Annotated in this window: 22 protein-coding genes; 4 read left to right on the forward strand and 18 right to left on the reverse strand. The window is 55.9% G+C overall.

Annotation, left to right across the window (positions count from 1 at the left end):
- The first annotated feature begins 253 nt into the window (after positions 1–253).
- Positions 254–751 (forward strand): GNAT family N-acetyltransferase, encoded by a 498-nt coding sequence (locus HMPREF0201_RS20005; protein WP_016538566.1) that lies wholly within the window; start codon positions 254–256, stop codon positions 749–751.
- A 110-nt stretch (positions 752–861) separates the two neighbouring features.
- Here the strand turns inward: HMPREF0201_RS20005 and ggt are convergent, their stop codons facing one another.
- On the reverse strand, positions 862–2,604 hold the full coding sequence (ggt, locus tag HMPREF0201_RS20010) for a gamma-glutamyltransferase (RefSeq protein WP_016538567.1): 1,743 nt from the start codon (positions 2,602–2,604) through the stop codon (positions 862–864).
- 121 nt (positions 2,605–2,725) lie between these two features.
- Here ggt and HMPREF0201_RS20015 point away from each other — a divergent pair, with 121 nt between their 5' ends.
- The gene (locus HMPREF0201_RS20015) at positions 2,726–3,088 is read left to right on the forward strand and encodes a DUF2756 family protein (protein ID WP_039898907.1); all 363 of its coding nucleotides are present in this window, start codon (positions 2,726–2,728) and stop codon (positions 3,086–3,088) included.
- A 3-nt stretch (positions 3,089–3,091) separates the two neighbouring features.
- Here HMPREF0201_RS20015 and ugpQ read toward each other — a convergent pair whose 3' ends face one another.
- From ugpQ to livK, 10 genes are all read right to left on the reverse strand, one after another.
- Positions 3,092–3,832: a glycerophosphodiester phosphodiesterase gene (ugpQ, locus tag HMPREF0201_RS20020; protein ID WP_016538569.1), complete on the reverse strand. Its 741-nt coding sequence runs from the start codon at positions 3,830–3,832 to the stop codon at positions 3,092–3,094.
- Positions 3,829–4,899, reverse strand: a complete 1,071-nt coding sequence (locus HMPREF0201_RS20025) for a sn-glycerol-3-phosphate import ATP-binding protein UgpC (protein WP_016538570.1) — start codon at positions 4,897–4,899, stop codon at positions 3,829–3,831. Before HMPREF0201_RS20025 ends, ugpQ begins: the two co-directional genes overlap by 4 nt.
- A 3-nt stretch (positions 4,900–4,902) precedes the next feature.
- A complete protein-coding gene (gene ugpE / locus HMPREF0201_RS20030; RefSeq protein WP_016538571.1) occupies positions 4,903–5,748 on the reverse strand; it encodes a sn-glycerol-3-phosphate ABC transporter permease UgpE in 846 nt (281 codons plus the stop codon).
- Entirely contained in the window at positions 5,745–6,632 is an 888-nt protein-coding gene (gene ugpA, locus HMPREF0201_RS20035; RefSeq protein ID WP_039898909.1) for a sn-glycerol-3-phosphate ABC transporter permease UgpA, read from the reverse strand. Before ugpA ends, ugpE begins: the two co-directional genes overlap by 4 nt.
- Positions 6,633–6,720: 88 nt before the next feature.
- Positions 6,721–8,037, reverse strand: coding sequence for a sn-glycerol-3-phosphate ABC transporter substrate-binding protein UgpB (gene ugpB / locus HMPREF0201_RS20040; protein WP_016538573.1), 1,317 nt, complete (start codon positions 8,035–8,037; stop codon positions 6,721–6,723).
- A gap of 284 nt (positions 8,038–8,321) precedes the next feature.
- Positions 8,322–9,035, reverse strand: coding sequence for a high-affinity branched-chain amino acid ABC transporter ATP-binding protein LivF (livF, locus tag HMPREF0201_RS20045; protein ID WP_016538574.1), 714 nt, complete (start codon positions 9,033–9,035; stop codon positions 8,322–8,324).
- Between the two features lies 1 nt (position 9,036).
- Entirely contained in the window at positions 9,037–9,804 is a 768-nt protein-coding gene (gene livG / locus HMPREF0201_RS20050; RefSeq protein WP_016538575.1) for a high-affinity branched-chain amino acid ABC transporter ATP-binding protein LivG, read from the reverse strand.
- Positions 9,801–11,078 (reverse strand): high-affinity branched-chain amino acid ABC transporter permease LivM, encoded by a 1,278-nt coding sequence (locus tag HMPREF0201_RS20055; protein ID WP_016538576.1) that lies wholly within the window; start codon positions 11,076–11,078, stop codon positions 9,801–9,803. Before HMPREF0201_RS20055 ends, livG begins: the two co-directional genes overlap by 4 nt.
- On the reverse strand, positions 11,075–12,001 hold the full coding sequence (gene livH / locus HMPREF0201_RS20060) for a high-affinity branched-chain amino acid ABC transporter permease LivH (protein WP_008457946.1): 927 nt from the start codon (positions 11,999–12,001) through the stop codon (positions 11,075–11,077). Before livH ends, HMPREF0201_RS20055 begins: the two co-directional genes overlap by 4 nt.
- A 65-nt stretch (positions 12,002–12,066) precedes the next feature.
- Complete coding sequence (gene livK, locus HMPREF0201_RS20065; protein WP_039898911.1) at positions 12,067–13,176, reverse strand: high-affinity branched-chain amino acid ABC transporter substrate-binding protein LivK; 1,110 nt, start codon at positions 13,174–13,176, stop codon at positions 12,067–12,069.
- Positions 13,177–13,574: 398 nt separating this feature from the next.
- On the opposite strand from livK, the gene panM reads away from it, so the two are divergent.
- Positions 13,575–13,955 carry an aspartate 1-decarboxylase autocleavage activator PanM gene (panM, locus tag HMPREF0201_RS20070; protein ID WP_016538579.1) on the forward strand — a complete coding sequence of 127 codons (381 nt, stop codon included), beginning with the start codon at positions 13,575–13,577 and terminating at the stop codon, positions 13,953–13,955.
- A gap of 79 nt (positions 13,956–14,034) precedes the next feature.
- On the opposite strand, the gene HMPREF0201_RS20075 is transcribed toward panM, so the two are convergent.
- From HMPREF0201_RS20075 to HMPREF0201_RS20085, 3 genes are all read right to left on the reverse strand, one after another.
- Positions 14,035–15,138 carry a branched-chain amino acid ABC transporter substrate-binding protein gene (locus HMPREF0201_RS20075; protein WP_072145787.1) on the reverse strand — a complete coding sequence of 368 codons (1,104 nt, stop codon included), beginning with the start codon at positions 15,136–15,138 and terminating at the stop codon, positions 14,035–14,037.
- A gap of 256 nt (positions 15,139–15,394) precedes the next feature.
- Entirely contained in the window at positions 15,395–16,639 is a 1,245-nt protein-coding gene (locus HMPREF0201_RS20080; RefSeq protein WP_016538581.1) for an aromatic amino acid transport family protein, read from the reverse strand.
- Positions 16,640–16,788: 149 nt separating this feature from the next.
- Positions 16,789–18,054 (reverse strand): 4-aminobutyrate--2-oxoglutarate transaminase, encoded by a 1,266-nt coding sequence (locus tag HMPREF0201_RS20085; RefSeq protein WP_039898914.1) that lies wholly within the window; start codon positions 18,052–18,054, stop codon positions 16,789–16,791.
- Between the two features lie 118 nt (positions 18,055–18,172).
- Between HMPREF0201_RS20085 and pdxR the strand changes: the two genes are divergently transcribed.
- Positions 18,173–19,663, forward strand: coding sequence for a MocR-like pyridoxine biosynthesis transcription factor PdxR (gene pdxR, locus HMPREF0201_RS20090; RefSeq protein WP_039898915.1), 1,491 nt, complete (start codon positions 18,173–18,175; stop codon positions 19,661–19,663).
- A 37-nt stretch (positions 19,664–19,700) separates the two neighbouring features.
- Here the strand turns inward: pdxR and rpoH are convergent, their stop codons facing one another.
- From rpoH to ftsY, 4 genes are all read right to left on the reverse strand, one after another.
- Positions 19,701–20,555 carry an RNA polymerase sigma factor RpoH gene (rpoH, locus tag HMPREF0201_RS20095; protein ID WP_016538584.1) on the reverse strand — a complete coding sequence of 285 codons (855 nt, stop codon included), beginning with the start codon at positions 20,553–20,555 and terminating at the stop codon, positions 19,701–19,703.
- A 256-nt stretch (positions 20,556–20,811) separates the two neighbouring features.
- Entirely contained in the window at positions 20,812–21,867 is a 1,056-nt protein-coding gene (gene ftsX / locus HMPREF0201_RS20100) for a permease-like cell division protein FtsX (protein ID WP_039899458.1), read from the reverse strand.
- On the reverse strand, positions 21,860–22,528 hold the full coding sequence (ftsE, locus tag HMPREF0201_RS20105) for a cell division ATP-binding protein FtsE (RefSeq protein ID WP_016538586.1): 669 nt from the start codon (positions 22,526–22,528) through the stop codon (positions 21,860–21,862). Before ftsE ends, ftsX begins: the two co-directional genes overlap by 8 nt.
- Positions 22,529–22,530: 2 nt before the next feature.
- The gene (ftsY, locus tag HMPREF0201_RS20110; protein WP_016538587.1) at positions 22,531–24,162 is read right to left on the reverse strand and encodes a signal recognition particle-docking protein FtsY; all 1,632 of its coding nucleotides are present in this window, start codon (positions 24,160–24,162) and stop codon (positions 22,531–22,533) included.
- Between the last annotated feature and the right edge of the window lie 29 nt (positions 24,163–24,191).

The raw sequence follows: 24,191 nt of genomic DNA on the forward strand, positions 1-24,191 counted from the left end.
CAAACGCAGCTACGGCTTCAAATAAGAAGGGCAAAAAAAAAGCCAGCACCCGGCTGGCTAAAGTAATACTGGAAGCAATGTGAGCAATGTCGTGCTTTCAGGATGTCTCCGTAGGGGTCTCCCCTGAACGCATGGCAATAATAATCATTATCATTCGCACTTGTAAAGTTTTTTTTGAAAAAAATGGCATTGACTTGAACTTCAAAGTCAATGATGTTTAAAAGGTTTTCCATAACCCATTGAGGAGAAAAGGATGAAATCTGTTGTCGTGCGTCACGCCGAACCCGGCGATGCGGAAGCTTTACAGAAAATGTATGCCCATCCGGCGCTTTACCGCGACACGCTACAGCTACCTCATCCGCCTCTAAAAGCCTGGTATGACAGAATTACTGACCCCAAACCGGGCAGCCGGCATCTGGTGGCCTGCGTTGGAGATGAGATTGTCGGGCAACTGACGCTGTCGGTGGAGCAGTCTCCGCGCCGCAGCCATGTGGCAACATTTGGCATGGGCGTGCATGCCGATCATCAGGGCAAGGGCGTTGCCTCGGCTCTGATTCAGGAGATGGTTAACCTGTGTGACAACTGGCTGCGCATCAGCCGTATTGAGCTAACGGTGTATACCGATAACACACCGGCGCTGGCGGCCTACCGCAAGTTTGGCTTCGAGGTGGAAGGCACCGGCAAGCTCTTCGCCCTGCGCGACGGCGAGTATGTGGACGCTTACTTTATGGCACGTTTTAAACCGGAGTGATTTTTACCCTCACCCCGCCCCTCTCCCTAACAGGGAGAGGGAGAAAGAAAAACTGGCTTCAACTTGAACGCACCCCTCTCCTTTTTAGGGAAAGGGGAAAGTAAGAACAATCAGTACCCTGCCGCTAAATCATCTACCGAGCGTGGGTCTGAAGCGCCGTAAAGCTTGCCGTCCGGCGCGACCATAATGCTTTGCGTACTGCCCATAGCCGCCTTCACTTCGACGTTTTGCCCCTTCTCTTTAAGCAGTTTTAGCGTATCCGGGCTAAAGCCCTTCTCCACCCTCAGCTCGTCCGGCAGCCACTGATGATGGAAGCGCGGAGCATTGGCCGCTTCGGCAACGTTCATTCCAAAGTCGATGCTGTTGACCACCATTTGCAGCACGGTGGTGATAATGCGGCTACCGCCCGGGCTACCGGTCACCAGCCATGTTTTACCGTCTTTCACCACAATCGTCGGCGACATAGAAGAAAGCGGGCGTTTATGTGGCCCCACGGCGTTGGCCTCCCCACCTACCAGCCCGTAAACGTTGGGCGTGCCGGGCTTGGCGGAGAAGTCATCCATCTGGTTATTCATCAGAATGCCGGTATTACCCGCAACGATGCCGGTGCCAAATACGGTATTGAGCGTATAGGTTACCGCCACGGCGTTGCCGTCTTTATCCACCACCGAGAAATGTGTGGTCTGGTCGCTTTCATAAGGGGCAAGTTTGCCGGGTTTGATTTCACTCGACGGGCGGGCTTTGTTGATATCGATTTTCTCGGCCAGTGATTTCGCATAGGCCTTGCTGGTCAGCGCCTGCCAGGGCACCTTCACAAAATCCGGATCGCCGAGATATTCCGAGCGGTCGGCGTAGGCATATTTTTCAGCCTCGGCCATAACCTGCATCGCATCGGCGCTGCCGAAGCCATATTTCGCAAGGTCGAAGTTTTCGAGAATATTCAGGATCTGCACGATATGAATACCGCCGGAAGACGGAGGCGGCATGGAGTAAACCTCATAGCCACGGTATTCGCCGCTGACGGGCTTGCGTTCCACCGCCTTGTAGTTAGCAAGATCCGCCTTGCTTATCAGCCCGCCGTTTTTTGCCATCTCTTCGGCAATCTGGTCGGCAATCGCGCCTTTATAGAAAGCATCCGGCCCCTGCTCGGCAATCATCTCCAGGCTTTTTGCGAGGTTTGCCTGCACCAGCTTATCGCCTTTTTGCAGCGGCTGGCCGTCAGCTTTCCAGAAAATGGCCTTGCTGTTTTCGTGGTTCGGGATCACTTCCGCACCGTACTGCTTGAGATCGTCCGCCAGCGCATCGTTGACGGTAATACCATCACGCGCCAGCTTGATCGCAGGCTGCACCACTTTGTTCAGCGGCATAGTGCCGTATTTATCCAGCGCCAGGCTAAAACCGGCCACGGTGCCGGGCGTGCCGGAGGCCAGGTGTGAGGTCAGCGATTTTTTGCTGTCCGCATTGCCTTTATCATCCAGGAACATATCGCGGCTGGCTTTCTCAGGCGCCATTTCACGGAAGTCGATGGCGACGGTTTTGCCGTCTTTCGTTCGCAGCATCATAAAGCCGCCGCCGCCAATATTCCCCGCCTGCGGGTGCGTGACCGCCAGCGCATAACCCACGGCGACTGCGGCATCAACCGCATTGCCGCCCTGCTTTAAAATCTCAACGCCAACCCGGGTTGCCGCCGCATCCTGAGAAGACACCATTCCATGTTCGGCTACAACAGGATGGTGAACATCCACTTCCACGCCGTAAGAAACCGGCGGAGGAGCCGCGACACCCGGCAGGCATAGCCCAATTAACAACGCCGGGATAGCGGCCCAGCTCAGCTTTTTCCACTGTTTTATCATCGTTATATCCTCATTTACCCGGGGAAAGTCCCCGCTTAATCCTGGTTCACAAATCCGAAATAATCACCGTGTGAAGGGAAACGGAGTAAACTTAAAAAGCCCCTGACGGGAGGAGATGACGATGAAAAAAGTATGGCTTTTGGCAGCCCTGCTGCCCTTAACGGCGCTGGCCCAGCCGCTAAACACCACCAATAATCCAAACCTTCCTGGCTACCAGAATCCGAGCCAGCAGCGCATGCAGTCGGAAATGCAGGCTCAGCAGACCCAGCAGCAGGGGATGCTTAAACAGCAGCTTCAGACGCAGAGCCAGCTTCAACAGCAGAAGCTACAGACGCAGCTCAACAACAACTCGCAGCGGGTTTTACAATCACAGCCGGGGATAAGGGAGCAGCCGCTACCGAGCGGCAAAAACGGGATGCTGAAGGCAGGAAACGGCGGCATGCTGAATCAAAATAGCTCAACTCTGCCGCCCGTTACGCCGTAAAACTCAGGCGTTAAAATCAGGGCCAATCTCGTCGATGCGATCGGTACAGATGGCATCGACGCCCCACTCCAGCAGCACAGCTGCACGATGCGGAACGTTCACGGTATACACCAGAATATATAAGCCCGCCGCTTTTAGCTCCTTCACGCGAGCCTCATCCAGCAGTTGATGATTCAGGTGAATCGACACGCACTGTAAACGGGTGGTCAGTTCGCGCCAGTCGTCACGCCATTCGTCCAGCAGCAGCCCGCGAGGCAGCTCAGGTGCAGCCTGCTGCGCGGCTTCCAGCGCCGGGATTTCAAAAGACGAAAGCAGCGGTGCGGTTTGCCCGGCCCACAATTCGCGGGCGGCCAATGCCACCACTTTACCAGTTTCCGTTTCCAGGCCGGTGGTCGGCTTGATTTCGATATTGGCCATCATGCCGTGCTGCCTACAGCGCTCGGCAACCTGAGAGAGCAGCGGCAGCGGCTCGCCGGCAAATTCGCGGCTGAACCAGCTACCCGCATCCACTTTCAGCAGGTTATCCCAGTTCAGCTCTCCGGCAACGCCCCAGCCGTTGCTGGTGCGCTCCAGGGTGTCGTCGTGCAGCAGGAAAATTTGCCCATCGCGTGACAGCTTGGCATCAAACTCAATCATGGTGTGGCCGTAGCGCGCCCCCACGTCGATTGCCGCGAGGGTATTTTCCGGTGCCAGTTTACCGCCGCCACGGTGGGCGACGATTTTTGGATAGGGCCAGTTGCTCATAAGCGTTGTCCGTTTTTACCATCAAAGAAGTGCAGATGTTCTTCCGGCAGATGGACCCACAGCGTGGTTCCCGGCTGAGGACGCTCCTGGTGTGAAAGGCGAATAACCACCTTTTGACCGCCCCAGCGGCCGTGCACCAGGTTATCGGCGCCGAGCATTTCCAGGGTTTCAACAACAATGGGAATGCCGCCTGCAGCCTGTGAGCTTATCGCAATATGTTCCGGGCGGATACCCAGCGTCATCGGGCGGCCAACCCACTGTAAATGCTGGCTGCCAATTGGCAATACGTCGCCGCCATCCAGCTCAAAGCGCGAGCCGTCGATGCTGATTTTGCCCTCCAGCAGGTTCATCGCAGGAGAGCCGATAAAGCTGGCAACAAAGCGGCTGGCCGGGCGCTCATAAACTTCAACCGGAGTACCAATTTGCTCCGCTATGCCTTTGTTCATCACCATCACGCGCTGGGCGAGTGTCATGGCTTCGACCTGGTCGTGCGTAACGTACAGGCTGGTGGTTTTCAGGCGGCGATGCAGCTGCTGTAGCTCAAGGCGCATCTGAACGCGCAGCTTGGCATCGAGGTTGGACAGAGGTTCATCGAACAGAAATACCGCCGGGTCACGCACGATGGCGCGGCCCATAGCCACACGCTGGCGCTGGCCGCCGGAAAGCTCGCGCGGGCGGCGGGTTAACAGCGCATCCAGCTCAAGAATACGGGCAGCTTCCAGCACTTTCTGGCGGATCTGTTCTTTGCCCAGACCGCGAATTTTCAGCCCCCACGCCATGTTCTCTTCCACCGTCATATGCGGGTAGAGGGCGTAGTTCTGGAACACCATCGCAATGCCGCGTTCTTTTGGCTCCATGTCAGTGACGCGCTGGCTGTCAATCCAGATGTCGCCGCTGGTGACCTGCTCAAGCCCGGCGACCATACGCAGCAGCGTAGATTTACCGCAGCCCGACGGCCCAACCATGACGATAAACTCGCCGTCCGCTACGTCAACGGTCAACGGCTGGATCACCTGGGTCTTGCCGTCCCAGCTCTTACTTACTGCCTGTAACTTTAAACCTGCCATGGGCTATTTCTCACTATCAACCAGGCCACGCACAAACGCGCGCTGCATTACTAAAACGATAACTACCGGAGGAACAAGAGTCAGCAGCATTGCCGCCATAACCTGGTTCCACTGCGTCACGCCATCACCGCTGGCAATCATTCCTTTGATACCCGCCACGGCGGTTCCCAGGTCAGCGTCGGTGATAATCAGCAGCGGCCAGAGATACTGGTTCCAGCCGTAGATAAAAGTGATCACGAACAGCGCGGCCAGATTGGTTTTGGACAGCGGCAGTACGATGTCAAAGAAAAAACGCATCGGCGAGGCGCCGTCGATGCGGGCCGCTTCCATCAGCTCGTCTGGCAGCGTCATGAAAAACTGGCGAAACAGGAACGTGGCGGTAGCCGAAGCCATCAGCGGCAGCGTCAAACCGGTGTAGCTGTCGAGCATTTTCAGGTTAGAGATAACCTCTACCGTAGGGAAAATACGCACTTCAACCGGCAGCATCAGGGTGATAAAGATCATCCAGAAGAACAGGTTGCGCAGCGGAAAGCGGAACCAGACAATGGCGAAGGCCGACAGCATAGAAACGGCGATTTTGCCAATGGTTATCACCAGCGCCATCACCGTGCTGTTAAACAGCATCCGGCTAAAAGGCGCGCTGTTCACCGCCACGCCGTTGTTCCAGATATAGCTAATGTTTTCCCACAAATGGGTGCCGGGGATAAGCGTCATCGGCGTATCAAAAACCGCTTTGTTATCCAGCGTCGCGGCGACAAACGCCACGTACAGCGGGAACAAAATCACGATAATGCCGAGGATGAGCAGGGTATGGCTGAAGATAGTCAGCCCGCGACGGTTCTCAATCATTGGTAGCGCACCTTACGTTCAACGAAGCGGAACTGAACCACCGTCAGGACAATCACCAGCAGCATCAGCACCACCGATTGCGCCGCCGAGGAAGAGAGATCCAGCCCGGCAAACCCTTCGCGATAAATCTTGTAGATAAGCGTGGTGGTTGCCTGAACCGGGCCACCGCCGGTTGCCGCGTCGATAACCGGGAAGGTATCGAAGAAGGCATAAACCAGGTTCACCACCAGCAGGAAAAAGCTCACCGGGGCGATAAGCGGCAGCGAAATAAAGAAGAAGCGGCGCACCGGGCCAGCTCCGTCAATGGCTGCGGCTTCCACCAGCGAACGAGGGATCGACTGCAGGGCGGCGAAGAAGAACAGGAAGTTATAGCTAATCTGCTTCCACACGGAGGCGAACACTACCAGGAACATGGCCTGGCCGCTGTTCTGTGCGTGGTTCCAGTTATAGCCAAACTCTTCCAGTACGTGGGTAATCAGCCCGCGTCCCGGGTTGAACAGAAAGATCCACAGCACCGCGGCGATGGCGGGTGCAACAGCGTAGGGCAATAGCAGCATGGTTTGATAGAAGCGGCTACCGCGCACCACGTAATCGACCAGAGCGGCAAAAAACAGCGAGGCCAGCAGGCCGCTGCCCGCCACCAGGCCGCTAAAAATCATCGTGGTGTAGAAAGAGTCCAGATAGTAGCTATCGTGGAACAGCTGCACGAAGTTATCCAGGCCAACAAAGTGGCTGGACAGACCAAACGGGTCAAGGTTTTGCAGCGAGTACCAGAGGGCTTCGCCCGCCGGCCAGATAAAGAAGATGACGGTGATAATCAACTGCGGCAACACCAGGGCGTAGGGGAGCCAGCTTGAGCGAAACACCGGGCGAGATGATGACATAGAGTTACTCGGTTTATGTTGATACGGGTGGGGCTATGCCCCTCATCCCGCACTCTCTTTCAGGGAGAATGCGGGATGGGGGTAGATCTTATGACTTGGTAGACTGCTCGAAGCGGCGCAGCAGCTGGTTACCACGCTCAACGGCGGTATCCAGAGCCTGTTGTGGCGTCTTCTTGCCGGTCCATACGGATTCCAGCTCTTCATCAACCACGGTACGGATCTGCGGCATGTTGCCCAGACGCAGGCCTTTAGTGAACGGCAACGGCGGCTTGTTCAGCATCTGGCGAGTTGCGGTATCCGCACCCGGGTTCTTGTCGTAGAAGCCGTCTTTACGGGTCAGGTCGTAAGCCGCGGTGGTGATTGGCAGGTAACCGGTTTTCTGGTGCCACTCAGCGGCGATTTCCGGCTTAGCCAGGAACTGCATGAACTCGGCAACACCTTTATACGTTGGCTTGTCTTTGCCCTGCATAACCCACAGGCTTGCACCACCGATGATGGCGTTCTGCGGAGCGCCTTTCGCGTCTGCGTCGTAAGGCATCATGCCTACGCCGTAGTTGAATTTCGCGTACTGGCGGATATCAGCCAGAGAGCCGGAAGAAGCGGTGGTGATTGCGCAATCGCCGTTGTAGAACTTCTCGGTAGACTCGTCTTTACGGCCGAAGTAGGTGAAATCGCCCTTCTTATTCATCTCTTCGAGCATCGCAATGTGTTTCACCTGCTCTGCTTTATTGAATTCGAGAACCGCGTCAGTGCCGTCGAAGCCGTTGTTTTTAGTCGCAAACGGCAGGCCGTGCCAGGCGCTGAAGTTCTCCAGCTGGATCCAACCCTGCCAGCCGCTGGCGTAGCCGCACTTCATGCCGGCCGCGCGCAGTTTGGCACTGTACTCGGCAACGTCTTGCCAGGTTTTAGGCGGCTGGTCCGGGTTCAGGCCCGCTTTCTTGAAAGCGTCTTTGTTGTAGTACAGCACCGGCGTGGAGCTGTTGAAAGGCTGGGACAGCAGGTGGCCCGTTTTGGAGTCGGTGTAGTAACCGGCAACGGTCGGCACGAACTGGGATTCGTCGAAATTGATACCTGCGTCTTTAAACACTTCGTAGACCGGCTTGATAGCTTTAGAAGCCATCATGGTCGCGGTGCCTACTTCATAAACCTGCAGGATGGCTGGCGCGTTACCGGAGCGGTATGCCGCAATGCCCGCAGCCAGGCTCTGCTCATAGTTGCCTTTATAAACCGGCACAATTTTGACGTCAGGATGCGTTTCGTTGAAGCGGGTAGCCAGAGAATCAACTTCTTTACCCAGTTCCCCGTCCATTGAATGCCAGAAAGGGATGGTGGTAACGGCCATCGCCTGGCTGGCAAATGCCAGACCCAGCGTCAGCGCCAAAGCTGTGTGTCGTAACGATGTCATTCGGTTATCTCTCTTGTTGTGCCGGATGCGCGAAATCACGCGTTTTATGCTCGCGAGGTAACATGACACGCTCGAATGACAGAAAAATAACGGCCGGATGACAGAATGGTTACAGCAAGGTGAATGAAATGTTTCTTTGGATCGGGGAGGATATATTTTCTTCGCCCCTCTGAGCAGGGGGGGCAAACAACACCGAGTAGCCTGATGCCCTCACCCCGCCCCTCTCCCACAGGGAGAGGGGGCAAACAAAAAAAACGGCAACCGAGGTTGCCGTTTTGCTTTTATTAGCCGCCCAGATAGGCGCTTCTTACCGCTTCGTTCGCCAGCAAGGCCTCGCCGGTGTCTTCCAGCACGACGTGGCCGTTTTCCAGGACGTAACCCCGGTCGGCCAGCTTCAGCGCCTGGTTGGCGTTTTGCTCAACGAGGAAGATGGTCATCCCTTCGCTGCGCAGCTGTTCGATGGTGTCGAAGATTTGCTGGATGATAATTGGCGCCAGACCAAGCGAAGGTTCATCCAGCAGTAACAGACGCGGCTGGCTCATCAATGCCCGGCCAATCGCCAGCATCTGCTGCTCGCCGCCGGACATGGTGCCCGCCCGCTGAATGCGGCGCTCATGCAGGCGCGGAAACAGTTCATAGACGCGCTTGATGCGCTCCTGGAACTGGTCACGCTCGGCAAAAAATCCGCCCATCGCCAGGTTCTCTTCTACCGTCATGCGGGAGAAGACGCGGCGGCCTTCCGGCACGATGGCTACGGCCTCACGCATGATGCGCGCGGTGTGCCAGTCTGTAATATCTTTGCCATCAAATACCACACGGCCGCTGGTGGCACGCGGGTCGCCGCACAGCGTGCCGAGCAGCGTGGTTTTACCGGCCCCGTTGGCGCCGATCAGGGTAACGATTTCACCCTGTTTAATATGCAGACTGACTTCGTGCAGCGCCTGGATTTTTCCGTAGTGGGCGCTCACCTTGTCAAACGACAGCATTATATTTTCCATCTTATGCCTCACCCAAATAGGCGCGAATGACATCAGGGTTGTTGCGGATTTGCTCCGGCGTGCCGTTTGCCAACGGCGTTCCCTGGTTCACCACGTAGATACGGTCAGAAATGCCCATTACCAGCTTCATGTCGTGCTCAATCAGCAACACCGTGGTGTTGTGGTGATTACGCAGCTCCATGATCAGCTCATCAAGCTCATGGGTTTCTTTCGGGTTAAGGCCGGCAGCAGGCTCATCCAGCATTAAAATTTCCGGCTGAGTGACCATACAGCGAGCAATTTCCAGGCGACGTTGATCGCCATAGGCCAGGTTACTTGCCTGGCGGTTAGCGTGCTCGAGCAGGCCAATTCGCTCAAGCCAGGTTGCCGCCCGGTCCAGGGCTTCGCTCTGGGCGCGACGGAAGCCAGGGGTTTTCAGCAACCCGGAGAAAATACCGGTTTTCAGCTGCTGATGCTGAGCCACCAGCAGGTTTTCAATCACCGTCATTTCGCGGAACAGGCGTACGTGCTGGAAAGTACGCACCACGCCCATACGAGCAATCTGCTGGCCCGGCAGCCCTTCAAGATGCTGGTCACGCAGCATGATGGTGCCGCCGGTCGGCTTATAGAAGCCGGTGAGGCAGTTAAACACCGTGGTTTTACCGGCGCCGTTGGGGCCGATAAGTGAAACGATTTCCTGAGGATGCAGCTCCAGAGAGACATTGTTGACGGCGAGCAGGCCGCCGAAACGCATCATCAGGCCGCTGACGGATAACAATGGCTGACTCATGCCTGCTCTCCTTTCACTTGCTCTTTCTTCAATTTCAGATGCGGGCGCGTCATCGGCAGCAGGCCCTGCGGACGCCAAATCATCATCAGCACCATCAGGCCACCGAGCACCAGCATGCTGTATTCGTTCAGGTCACGCATCAGCTCGCGGGAAACCACCAGCAGCACGGCCGCCAGAATAACCGCAAACTGAGAGCCCATCCCGCCCAATACCACAATCGCCAGCACAAACGCCGACTCGGCAAAGGTGAAGGACTCCGGGCTGACAAAGCCCTGGCGCGCGGCAAACAGCGTCCCGGCAAAACCGGCAAACGCGGCGCTGATGGTAAACGCGGTCAGCTTAATGCGGGTCGGATTCAGACCCAGCGAGCGGCAGGCGATTTCATCTTCGCGCAACGCTTCCCACGCGCGACCCAGCGGCATACGCAGCAGGCGGTTAATCACGAACAGCGACAGCACTACCAGCAGCAGCGCCACCAGGTAGAGGAAGATAACCCTGTCGCTGGGATCGTAGGCCACGTTGAAGAAGTTGCTGAAGGTATCCCAGCCGCCTTCACGGGCGGTACGGCTAAATTCGAGGCCAAAGAAGGTTGGTTTCGGGATCTGGCTGATGCCGTTCGGGCCGCCGGTTATCTCGGTGTTATTCAGCAGCAGGATACGGACGATTTCGCCGAAGCCCAGCGTCACAATCGCCAGATAATCACCACGCAGGCGCAGCACCGGGAAGCCCAGCAAGAAACCGGCGGCGGCGGCCACCAGGCCCGCCAGCGGCAGGCAAGTCCAGAAGCCAAGGCCGTAATAGTGGTTCAGCAGCGCAAAAGTATAAGCGCCAATAGCGTAGAAGCCGCCATAACCCAGCACCAGCAGGCCGGACAGCCCCACCACCACGTTCAGCCCCAGGCCGAGGATGATGTAAATCATGGTTAACGTGGCGATGTCTACCGTACCGCGCGAAACCAAAAACGGCCACGCAACGGCGGCAACCAGCAGCGCCACCAGGAACAGCTTCTGCTTAACCGTTGAGCCATCCAGCGCGGGCAGCACAAACTTCGGCCCGGAAACTTTCTTCATGCCTTTCTGGAACAGCGGGCGCAGCAGCTGGAACACCAGCACTACGGCGGTGCCGATAAGCACCCATTCCCAGCGCACGGAAGCGGCGCTGTTTACCACCAGTTTGGTACCGTCCAGGCTCAGCTGAACGCCCATAAATACCGATGCCAGAATAAAGAACATGGCCGCAGAGAGCAGCGAAAAGACAACATGCATCGGCTTCATACTTTCTCAACCTCCGGACGACCGAGGATACCGGTCGGCATCACCAGCAGCACCACTATCAGCAGAGCGAAGGAGACAACGTCTTTATATTCAGTGCTCAAATAAGCGGAGGTCAGCGCTTCGGCAACGCCGAGGATCAGGCCGCCAATCATGGCACCAGGAATGCTGCCGATACCGCCCAGAACCGCCGCGGTAAAGGCCTTCATCCCGGCCATAAAGCCGATATAAGGGTTGATAACGCCGTAGAACTGGCCGAGCAGAACGCCCGCAACCGCCGCCATCGCAGCGCCAATCACGAAGGTCAGGGAGATAACGCGGTCGGTATTAATGCCGAGCAGGCTCGCCATTTTCAAATCTTCAGCACAGGCGCGGCAGGCGCGGCCCATACGGGAATAGCGGATGAACAGCGTCAGCGCCAGCATCGCCAGGAAGGTCACTACCCAGATAACCAGCTGCATAGTAGTAATGGTGGCGGTGAAATTATCACTCGCGCCCACTATCCACTGGCCGTTAAACAGGCTTGGCAGCGCGATGTCACGCGAGCCTTCGGTAAGGCTGACGTAGTTTTGCAGGAATATAGACATACCGATGGCGGAAATAAGCGCAATCAGGCGCTTGGAGTTGCGCACCGGCTTATAGGCGACGCGCTCAATGCTCCAGCCATAAGCGCTGGCAATAATAATCGCGCCGATAAAGCCTGCGCCGACCAGCATCCAGCCAACATCAATTCCGAGCATCATTAGCGCGGCGATTATCATGAAAGAGACATAGCTGCCGATCATATACACTTCGCCGTGGGCGAAGTTGATCATGCCGATAATGCCGTACACCATCGTATAGCCGATAGCTATCAGCGCATAAGTACTACCCAGCGTGACGCCGTTAAACATCTGCTGCAGGAAGTAGAGAAACTGCTCGGACATAACTTAACCTTTTAATGACCCCCCGGCAGAAAGCCGGAGGGTGGGATGACTATAGAGTCGTCGCCTTATTTCGCCACGCTGGACGAACCATCGGCGTGCCACTGGAAGACACCGAATTCAAATCCTTTCAAATCGCCTTTTTCATCCCAGTTCAGCGGCCCAATAACGGTGTTCGCGCCATGCGCTTTTAAATCTTTAACCAGCGCGGCAGGATCCTTGCTGCCGGTACGGTCCATCGCGGTTGCCAGAGACTGAACCGCCGCATAGGTTATCCAGACATACGGGCCGCTCGGGTCTTTTTTCTCTGCTTTCAGCTCATCCACGATAGCTTTGTTGGCAGGCTCCTGGTCATAGCGCTTAGGCATAGTCACCAGCATTCCTTCACCCGCCGGGCCAGCGATGTTGGACAGAGAAGCATTGCCCACGCCTTCCGGCCCCATAAACTGAGTTTTCAGACCCACGGCGCGCGCCTGGCGCAGGATCTGACCCATTTCCGGGTAGTACCCGCCGTAGTAAACGAAGTCGATATTTTCTTTTTGCAGGCGCGCCACCAGAGTGGAGAAGTCTTTATCGCCCGCGGTAATGCCGTCGAAGAAGACGATGTTAGCCCCGCCTTTCTTCAGGCCGTCCTGCACGGAGCGCGCCAGGCCTTCACCGTATTGCTGCTTATCGTGAATGATGGCAACGCGCTGCGGCTTAACGTGCTCGAGGATGTATTTGGCCGCGGTCGGGCCCTGGGAAGAGTCCAGGCCAGCGGTGCGCATAATCATGCCGTAACCACGCTGGGTCAGCTCCGGGTTCGTCGCGCCCGGGGTAATCATCAGGATGCCTTCATCTTCATAGATGTCGGAGGCTGGCTGAGTAGAGGAAGAGCAAAGGTGGCCGATAACGTATTTCACGCCGTCGTTCACGATCTTGTTCGCTACCGCTACGGCCTGTTTCGGATCGCAGGCGTCGTCGTATTCTACGGCAACAAGCTTGTCCCCTTTGATGCCGCCTTTGGCGTTGATGTCTTTAATAGCCTGGCGGGCACCGTTAAATTCCATGTCGCCCCACTGCGCTACCGGGCCTGACATTGCCCCGACAACAGCCACTTTAATATCTCCAGCGGTTGCCGCGTGAGACATCGCCAACGCAACCACTCCGGCGAGTAATGTCTTCGCGTTCATCTTCATCCGTTCCATCCCCATAACGTGGTTAAAAAGCACCCAGTGCTTTTTTTAATCAATGACCATTTTTATCATTGCCTTGAAGGAGTTAGCGGCAAAATTTACAATTTATCCGGCTAAACTCTCTATTTTTCAGGCGATTAAGTAGAGATAATATTCTGTATTTCGCCATAGTTAAACAAAAAAAAGCACTGAAATCAGCATAAAATAGCGGCACAAAGAGCCGAACAATTCACTGGATTTTAGTGCTTTATCCTGGTCAGGATTCAATCTGCCATTTTTAAGGCTGGCTTCGGTTTGCCACAAAAAGTAATCAACTGCTCAGCGGCATAAAAAAGATAAAGCGTCTGGGGCAAATAAATTGGTTACACTCGACGTTTTCCCGCTTTTTGGTTAGGTCACTTATGAAACTCACCATCATTCGTCTGTTTGAGTTTAGCGCTCAGGATAAAATTGACCTCGGCAAGATCTGGCCGGAATATTCCAGCGCCTCGCTGACGCTTAGCGATAACGAAAGGATCTATGCCGCAAAATTTAACGATCGCCTGCTCGGGGCGGTACGCGTCACGTTGACCGGTTCACAAGGCGCGCTGGATTCGCTGCGGGTGCGCGAGATCACCCGTCGCCGCGGCGTGGGGCAGTACCTGCTGGAAGAAGTGATGCGGGATAACGCGGCGATTAACCACTGGTGGCTGGCGGATGTTGGCGTGGAAGACCGCGAAGCGATGGCGGCGTTTATGCAGGCTTCGGGGTTCCGCGCACAGAGCGGCGGCTGGGAGAAATAGGCGCCCCCTCACCCCGTCCCTCTCCCTAAGGGAGAGGGTGCAAACACTAAAACGGCAACCAGAGGTTGCCGTTTGCTGTTTATTTTGCGTCGGTCGCTGTACCGTTGGCATGCCAGGTAAACACGCCGAACTCAAAGCCCTTCAGGTCGCCCTTCTGGTCCCAGGACAGCGGCCCCATTACGGTGTTAACGCTGTTAGCCTTCAACCATTCAGAGATTTTTGCCGGGTCTTCACTCTGGTTCAGACCAGCCGCCAGAGACTGCAACGCGGCGTAGGTAGTCCAGACGAATGCACCGCTCGGATCCTGTTTCTTAGCTTTAATCGCGTCCACAACCGGTTTGTTAGCCGGAACCTGATCGTAGTTCTTAGGTTTGGTAACCAGCAGGCCTTCAGCAGAATCACCGGCGATGTTAGACAGGGATACGTTCGCTACGCCTTCCGGACCCATGAACTGGGTTTTCAGGCCAGCAGCGCGGGACTGACGCAGGATCTGTCCCATTTCCGGGTGGTAGCCGCCGTAATAAACGAAGTCGATGTTCTCTTTCTTCAGGCGCGCCACCAGGGTAGAGAAATCTTTCTCACCGGCGGTAATGCCGTCGAAGAACACGACGTTAGCGCCGCCTTTTTTCAGGCCATCCTGCACCGAACGCGCCAGACCTTCACCGTACTGCTGCTTGTCGTGGATTACCGCAATTCGCTTGGGCTTAACGTGGTCAAGAATGTATTTTGCTGCGGTCGGGCCCTGGTCAGAGTCAAGGCCAGTGGTGCGCAGAGTCAGCTTATAGCCGCGTGACGTCAACTCCGGAGCGGTTGCCGCCGGGGTGATCATCAGAATACCTTCGTCTTCGTAGATATCAGATGCTGGCTGAGTGGAAGAAGAGCACAGGTGGCCGATAACGTATTTAACGCCATCGTTAACCACTTTGTTGGCTACCGCTACCGCCTGTTTCGGGTCACAGGCATCGTCATATTTGGTGATAACCAGTTTGTCGCCTTTGATCCCGCCCTTTGCATTAATATCGGCAACCGCCTGCTCGGCACCGGTAAATTCCTGATCGCCATACTGGGCAACCGGGCCAGACATCGCCCCCACTACCGCGACTTTAATATCTTTTGCCAGCGCCGCGTGGCTCATTGCCAGTGCAATGCATCCTGCCAGTAAGGCCTTACCCGTCATTTTCATCCTGAGAGTCCCCATAGTTATGGTTATTGCATTTGTTGTGTTGTTGTTTGTTAGCGCATTATTCTGATTGTATGCATAAGAAAAGCATATGATAGCTAACTTAAGGGCGTCCACCCGCGCCAGGGCAGCACACTATGCTAAACATAGCGTCATTTGCGATAATTTGGAAAGACATATTTGAAGGTTAGATAAAGGAAACGTGACCAAGAAATGACCGCGCCGGACGAGGCTCCGGCGCGGGTAGTCGAAACCATAATTACCAGCCGGCGGGCAAATAACCCAGGGCAGAAGCTATTGCATAAACCGCGCTACACAGATAAAGCAGTACGATGAAAATCTGAATCAACGGATGGGACATAAATGCCGGGCAGGTCCAGCCGGGCGTGATATCGCCATGACGGCGGGCACCTTTAATCATCAGAATCGGCATAATCGACAAAATCACGCCGCTGAATACCCCGGCGAAATAGAGTGCGTTAACAAACGACACCAGCCCGCTGTAGGCCAGAATAAAGGGCGGCACGGCAACCACCAGCAGCACCAGGAAACGCTTCATCGAAGGCTCGTCGCTGCCGAGGCGAAATCTGTCGAAAATATTAGTCAGGAAGCTACCGCCCAGCCCCCAGTACGAGGTCAGCATGGCGCACAGCGCGAACAGGTTGGCCGAAAAGAATGCCCACTCCCCCAGCGCTTTACCCCAGGAAATGGTCGCGACCTCAGAGATATTGTCCAGCCCGTTAAGCATAATGACCGACATCGGCACCAGGGCCAGCAGGCTAAAGGTAATAACCATGCCGACGATAATCGCCTTTGGCAGCTTCTCGGGTTTGTCAGCAAAGCCGCGCGCCATCTCCGGCACGATGTACTGCGCCGAGAAGCAGAACACCACAACGTTGAATACCGGCACCATATAAAGCCAGTTACCTTCCAGCAAATAGCTCACGCTGGTCGTCTCTTTGAGTAAAGTAGCGACCACCAGGATGGCAATCATCACCACCATGCCAACGCTAATAAATTTTTCCCCCCGGCCAATCGCTTTTAGCCCCATGTACAGTACGCCCGCCGCCGGGATAAAGAACAGCACGCTGCCCAGCGCAGGGGAGATACCGAGCAAAGAGTGCAGCAGCTTGCCGCTGCCGGTCATATAGGCAGTCAATGCGCCCACGCTGTTCACACAAACCGAGAGGAACATCATCAGTGCGCCAAACTTGCCAACGTAGCGTAGAGACAGTCCGCTAAGCTGCAAATGCTGGCGGGTGCGCAGAGTCGTTTCTGCTACATAGAGCATGGTTACGGTAGTGAGACTGCCCACCAGTACCAGCCAGAATAGCAGCGGCCAGAAGCCTGCTTTACTGGAGGCATAGGCGATAGAAAGCACGCCCGCGCCAATATTAGTGCCGACAATCATCGACACGCCTTCAACAAAACTCAGGGATTTTCCAGGGACAGCCGTTCGCTCCCCGCGCGCAACGGCGGGAGAGAAGGTGGAGTTTTCAGACATAATATTTTCCAGATTACTCCGGCGGAGAGCCCCGCCGGAAAACAGGTGATATCAGGGTGATAAACCACTCACGCTGAGCAAAAAGAGCTTCGCGGCCGCCTTATATTGATGACGGCCTTCCGTGGCGCCGCAGAAATTGGCCGGGCCGGTTAGCCCTTAAGTACCCGCGCAAGAATAGCCAGCGCTTTGGTGAACTGCGCATCGGGGATGGTGAGCGGGTAGAGGAAGCGAATCACGTTGCCGTAAACGCCGCAGCTCAGCAGCAGTAAACCCTGCTCCTGGGCCTTTTGCTGGATTTCTCGGGTAATTTCCGGGGAAGGTTTTCCGCTTTGCGGGTCGTTAAACTCCACCGCTACCATCGAACCTTGCCCACGCACGTCGGCAATCGCCGGGCAGCTCTGCCGGGCCTGGTTCAGCACCTCTTTCAGGTGTTCGCCCAATTGGGTTGCACGTTTGCACAGCTGCTCCCCGGCAATAACATCCAGAACAGCATGCGCGGCAGCAACGGCTAGCGGGTTACCTGCATAGGTCCCCCCCAGGCCGCCCGGAGCCGGAGCATCCATCACTTCCGCGCGGCCAACCACGCCGGACAGCGGGAAGCCGCCTGCCAGGCTTTTCGCCATCGTCATCAGGTCGGCTTTGATATCGTAATATTCCATCGCAAACAGCTTGCCGGTACGCGCAAACCCGGTCTGCACTTCATCGGCTATCAGCAGAATGCCGTGGGTGTCGCACAGCTCACGCAGCGCCTGCATAAACTCCGGCGGCGCAACGTTAAAACCGCCTTCGCCCTGAATCGGCTCCAGCACGATGGCCGCCACCTGGTCCGCCGCAATATCCGCTTTGAAGATGCGATCCAGGCTTTTCAGTGCGTCCCCGGTGGTTACGCCATGCGCGGCATTAGGGTAAACCGCGTGGTAAACGGAACCGGGGAACGGGCCAAAGCCAATTTTGTAAGGAGCCACTTTGCCGGTGAGCGCCATCGTCATAAAGGTACGGCCATGGAAGCCGCCACCGAAAGTAATCAGGCCAGGGCGTTTGGTGTAAGCGCGGGCAATTTTCACAGCATTCTCAACGGCTTCTGCGCCGGTGGTGAAAAATGCGGTTTTGGCCGGGCCTTCAATCGGCGCCAGCTCGTTGATGCGCTCGGCAAGGGAAACATAGCTTTCGTAAGGAACAATCTGGTAAGCCGTGTGGGTAAAGGCCTGCAGCTGTTTTTCTACAGCGGCAATCACTTTTGGATGACGATGTCCGGTGTTCAGCACCGCAATCCCTGCGGCAAAATCAATAACCTCGTTGCCTTCTACATCCCACAGAGTGGCGTTCTCAGCCTTCTCTGCAAAGTAGCTACACATCACGCCCACGCCGCGCGGGGTGGCCTGTAAACGACGCTGGTTCAGCTCTGCACTTTTCACCCTGATCTCTCCTGTTATCTCAGTCACTTTATCGCAACAAATCAGAAACAATGTCGTTTATTTACACAGGTATTGGCTCTATAATCGAGTACCAATTCAGATTATCTGAGGGATCCAATTGCGAGATTTAGTGGGTGATTTGATTCTTGTCAGGCTGCAGGAAGAGAGCGATAACCTGCTGCATAAGCGCCTTTACAACGCGCTTCGGCGCTCAATTCTGGATGGCTCACTCCCCTCCCACAGCCGCCTGCCTGCGTCTCGTGACTTAGCCAGTGAACTTAACATCTCACGCAACACGGTATTAACAGTTTACGAACAGCTGATGACTGAGGGCTATGTCGCCTCCCGCCAGGGCAGCGGAACATTTGTTGAAAAAACGCTGCCGGATCGCTTCACCTCCGCAGGCAAGGTTGGCGAAAGCGGCGCGGCTTCCGCCACGGAGGTTTCAATCTCCCGCCGCGGCCTGCATCTTCTTTCCCGGGTCAGCGCCAGCCCGCGCCAGTGGGGAGCCTTTATTCCCGGCGTCCCGGACGTTAACGCTTTCCCACATCCGCTGTTCAGCAAGATCCAGGCTCGCATCAGCCGCCGTCCTAAGCCGGAGCGCCTCAGCTATAGCTGCAACGGCGGCACGCCGGAGCTACAGCATGCGCTGGTTGACTACCTGCGGGTTTCTCGAGGCGTAAACTGCCAGGTTGAGCAAATTCTTATCACCGAAGGGATCCACCAGGCTATCGACCTGGTGACACGAATGCTGTGCGACAGGGACGACCTGGCGTGGATCGAAGAACCTTCCTACTGGGGCATTCGCCACGTACTGGCGATGAACGACGTGCGGATTACACCGCTGACCGTCGATGCTAACGGCCTCTGCCCACCGGAGACGATAACCGAAGCGCCGCGCCTGATCTTTGTCACGCCTTCACACCAATATCCGCTGGGCGCGGTGATGAGCCTGGAGCGTCGCCAGCGGCTGCTGGCCCTGGCCCGCCAGCACGGCAGCTGGATTATTGAAGACGATTACGACAGTGAATTTCGCTTTTCAGGCCAGCCTATTCCCGCTTTGCAGGGGCTGGCCGACGAAGCGCCGGTGGTTTACATCGGTACCTTCAGCAAAACGCTTTATCCAGGGCTAAGGCTCGGCTATGTGGTGCTGCCGCGCCCGCTGGTTAGCGACCTGAAAACCGCTCATGCGGAGCTGTATCGCGGCGGCCACTCGCTTATCCAACAGGCGCTGGCGGAGTTTATAACCGCCGGGCACTACTCGGCCCATATACGCCGTATGAGGCTGCTTTATGGCCGTCGCCGCGCTTTTTTAACCGAGCTAATTTCCCGCCATTGCGGCCCGCAGGCGCTGTCAGATTTCAGCGACAATGCCGGGCTGCATCTGATTTTGAACCTGCCGGATGAAGCGGATGATGTGGCAATTGCGCAGTGCGCCAACGCCAGAAATATTCTGGTGCGCCCGCTGTCGCGCTATTACCTGACGGAGCGGCGTAAGAAGGGATTGTTGATGGGGTTTGCCAGCCTGCCTGAGAGTGAAATGGAGGCGGCGTTTGCCGCGCTGTTGGAATGTATGCCGGAGGCTAAAAAACAAAACGCCCCAGCATAAAGTGGGGCGTTCTCGGGGCGGCACTGCAATGTCGGCTTTATGCTTCTATCGCAGCTCGCAATTTTTTCATCGCGTTCTTTTCAAGCTGGCGTACACGCTCGGCGGAAACGCCATAACGGTCTGCCAGTTCTTGCAGCGTGCTCTTGTTGTCTTCGTCCAGCCAGCGTGCGCGAATAATCTGCTGGCTACGCTCGTCAAGGCCCTGCATCGCGTCGCTCAGCTTATCGGCAGCGTGCGATTCCCAGTTATCGTCTTCAATGCCGTCGGCAAAGTTGGACGATTTGTCCTGCAGGAACAGCACAGGCGCCATCGGCTGGCCGTCCGAGTCGTCATCGTTGGACATGTCGAAGGTCATATCCTGCGCCGCCATGCGTGATTCCATCTCAAGCACGTCTTTGCTGGACACGCCAAGCTCGTTGGCAACCATTTCGACTTCGTCCTGATTAAACCAGCCCAGACGCTGCTTGGTTTTACGCAGGTTAAAGAACAGCTTACGCTGTGCCTTGGTGGTCGCGACTTTCACGATACGCCAGTTACGCAGCACGTATTCATGAATTTCGGCTTTGATCCAGTGCACGGCAAAGGAGACCAGGCGAACGCCGACTTCCGGATTAAAGCGGCGCACCGCTTTCATCAGGCCGATGTTGCCTTCCTGGATAAGGTCTGCCTGCGGCAGGCCGTAGCCGGAATAATTACGGGCAACGTGAACAACAAAGCGCAGGTGAGACAGGATCAGCTTTTTCGCTGCTTCCAGACTACCCTGGTAATGCAGCTTTTCAGCCAGCTCCTTCTCTTCCTCAGCCGTTAACATCGGCCAGGCGTTTGCAGCCCGGATATACGACTCCAGGTTACCAACAGGGGCTAAAGCTAAATTTTGCATTTCTTTGGTCATTCAAACCCTCTCTTAGAGACTGACGTACAGGTTGCCATCTACTGGCGGCGGCGCGCCTGCAATGCAGCGAGCGCCAAACCGTATCATCCACTGTACTCTCAGACAGTGATGTTATCCACAAGTTCAATGTAAAGCTGTGAATAGATTACACACAAAGTGTGACGGTTATTGCAGCATGGCAGGGGGCACTGCGGAGTAAAACTCATCCCCTGCTGACGACGTTATCGTAGCAGAAGATGAGTATACCAAAAACTTTTTACTGTGGGGTAAAACGGCGTAAATGTTGAACAGTGGCAAGCCAGGCTGCCAGCCAGCCGATCATCGAGGAGACCAGCAGCAGCAGCAGGCATTCGTCAAAACCTAAGCCGCTGATATCGAACTTAGTGCCGAACACCTGCGCCACTTCGGTCACCGCCGAGGACAGACGCATCACCAGAATTTCCGACAGAATAAGCGACAGGAACGCCCCGCTAAAGCCGAGCAGCGCCCCGCCATAAAGGAACGGACGCAGAATAAAGCCGTCCGTCGCGCCAATCAGCTTTTGCACGTTGATGGTATCGCGGCGGGCAAAAATGCTCAGGCGAACCGAGTTGCCGATAACCAGGAATACCGCGGCCACCATCAGAATGCCTATCATCGCCGCTACGCGACCCACCAGCCCGGTCAGCGCCGCAAGGCGGGCAAACCAGCTATCGTCCATGCGCACTTCATCCACGCCGTGGATCTTCGCCACGCGGTCACGCAGCGTATTGAGGTGGTCGGTACTCTGGAAATCCAGCTTAGGGTTAACCACCGCAACCGCGGGCAGCGGGTTCTCTTCCAGCATATCCAGTGCACCGCCAAAGCCCGACCAGTTACGGAATTCGCCCAGCGCTTCTTCGCGGGAAAGGTAGTTAACTTTATCTACGCCCTCTTCCGCCTGAATCGCGCCCACAACCTGCTGCGCGGCGTTGTCGTCCAGCGCTTTATCCAGATAAACGGTGATTTGCGGTGAAGGGTAATACTGCGTCGCGGCCTGGTTGACGTTTTTGTAAACCATATAACAAACGCTCGGCAGCGTGAGGGAGATGGCAATTACCATCACCGTCAGGAACGTCGCCAGCGGCTTGCTCTTTAAATCTTGAAGCGCGCCTTCCCAGGCGTAGCGGAACTGTTCATTCACGCCCCCCTTGAGGGAGCGGCTTTTCGACTGCGGCCCTTTGCCACGCTTTTTCACCGAGCGGCCCAGATCGCCAAGCTTGTTCAGCTTGTTGAATTTATCCAGCTTGTTGCTGAAGCGCTTAATATGGTTGAGCGCACTGTTTCTATTCACCTGCCAGGCCTCCATGCAAATGGCCGTCGCTTAGCGTCAACATACGGTAGTTGCGGCGCGAGATTAGCCCCATGTCGTGGGTTGCCATCAGAACCGTCACGCCGACGCGGTTAAATTCTTCAAACAGGCGCAGAATGCCTTCCGACAGCGCGTCATCCAGGTTACCGGTCGGTTCATCCGCCAGCAGTACCGCAGGCTTATTCACCACCGCACGGGCAATGCCCACGCGCTGCTGCTCACCGCCGGAGAGTTGGATTGGGAAATTTTTCGCTTTGTCCAGCAGCCCGACCTTATCTAATGCCGCCGAGACGCGACGGCGAATATCTTCGCCGCTGGCGCCGGCGATGATCAGCGGAATGGCCACGTTGTCGTAAACGGTTCTGTCCATCAACAGGTGGTGATCCTGGAAAATCATGCCGATCTGACGCCGCAGGAACGGCACCTCACGGCTCTTCAGGCGGCTAATATCGTGGCCGCCGAAAGAGATTTTCCCGGCGCTTGGCCGCTCGATACCACAGATAAGCTTGAGCAGGGTACTTTTCCCTGCGCCAGAGTGGCCGGTCAGAAAGGCCATCTCGCCCGGTTGCATATGGAAGGTCACTCCCTGCAACGCTTGTCTCCCACCGAGATAGGCTTTACTGACGTGTTCAAAGCGAATCATTGTTAATCCTCTCGGGCAAAAAGTGCCTCTATAAAGTCGCCCGCATTAAACGGTCGCAAATCAGAAATTTGTTCGCCGACGCCAATGTAGCGAATCGGAATACCGAACTGGTCTGCCACAGAGAAGATAACGCCACCCTTGGCGGTCCCGTCCAGTTTGGTCAGGGTGATGCCCGTTAGCCCCACCGCTTCGTGGAACAGTTTAGCCTGGCTTACCGCATTCTGACCGGTGCTGGCGTCGATGGTGAGCATAACCTCATGCGGGGCATCTTCGTCCAGCTTTTTCATAACCCTGACAATTTTCTTCAGCTCTTCCATCAGATGCGCTTTATTTTGCAGGCGCCCTGCGGTGTCGGCTATCAGGACGTCAACATTACGCGCCTTCGCCGCCTGGATAGCATCGAAGATAACCGAAGCGGAATCCGCGCCGGTATGCTGAGCCACCACCGGAATATTGTTGCGCTGGCCCCAAACTTGCAGCTGTTCAACCGCCGCCGCGCGGAAGGTATCGCCCGCCGCCAGCATCACGGATTTACCCTGCTGCTCAAACTGGCGCGCCAGCTTGCCGATGGTCGTGGTTTTACCCACGCCGTTAACGCCAACCATCAGGATAACAAACGGCGTTTTGCCTTCAACATTCAGCGGCTCGTCCACTTTGGCGAGGATTTCGCTCATCTCTTCCTTCAGCAGGCCGTATAACGCCTCGGCGTCACGCAGCTGTTTGCGGCTTGCGCCTTCCGTCAGGTTGTTGATGATTTTACGGGTGGTTTCCACCCCAACGTCGGCAATCAGAAGCTGCTCTTCCAGCTCTTCAAACAGATCATCGTCGATTTTTTTGCCGCGGAACAGACTGATAAATCCGGAACCGAGGTTTTGTTTGGTTTTGACCAGGCTGCGCTTCAGGCGCGCAAAGAAACCTTCTTTGGTTGGCTTCTCTTGTTCCTGCTGGACCGCTGCCGGAACCACTTCTTCAACCGCTTCCGGTTCGGCTTCCTCAACGGTTTCAGGCTCGGCCTCTGGCTCTACGAGCTGTGCTTCGGCGAATAAAGCTTTTGCTTCGGCCACTTCTTCTTCAATGATTTCGTCCTGCTCGGCCTGCCATTCGTCCGGCTGTGCTGCGCTTTCAGTAACGTCTTCCGGCAGCGGCAGAACTTCGTGCTCTACGGCGGCAACCGGCTGCTCGATAACTTCTGGCTCAACGGCAGCCACCACAGGTTCGATGATTTCCGGCTCTGGCTCGGCAATCACTTCCGGCTCGACAACCGCCTCGGGTTCGGCAATAACCTCAGGCTCTACAACCGCTTCGGGTTCAACAACGGCCTCAGGCTCGGGGGCGACTTCCGGTTCAGGGATGATTTCCGGCTCGGCAACGGCGGCATCTTCTTCCACCAGCAGCTGATTAACCTCAACCACCTCCCGGGCAAATTTTTCGGACTCCTCCAGTGAGTGCTCACTAACTAAATCCTGGGTTTCTTGTTCAGCAGCCTGGGGCTGTTGAGGCGCTTCCTGTTGTGCAGCCTGTTCAGTAACCGGTTGTTCTTCTGCTACTTTTTGTTCTGTTTCTGCTTCCGGTTGTTGATCTTTCTGGCCAAATCCCAGCCAGGAAAAAAAGCCACGTTTTTTCTCTTTCGCCATTTGCGACTACACTCCTCGCTGTTAACTCA

The sequence above is a fragment of the Cedecea davisae DSM 4568 genome, from assembly GCF_000412335.2.
GTDB classification, from domain to species: Bacteria; Pseudomonadota; Gammaproteobacteria; order Enterobacterales; family Enterobacteriaceae; genus Cedecea; species Cedecea davisae.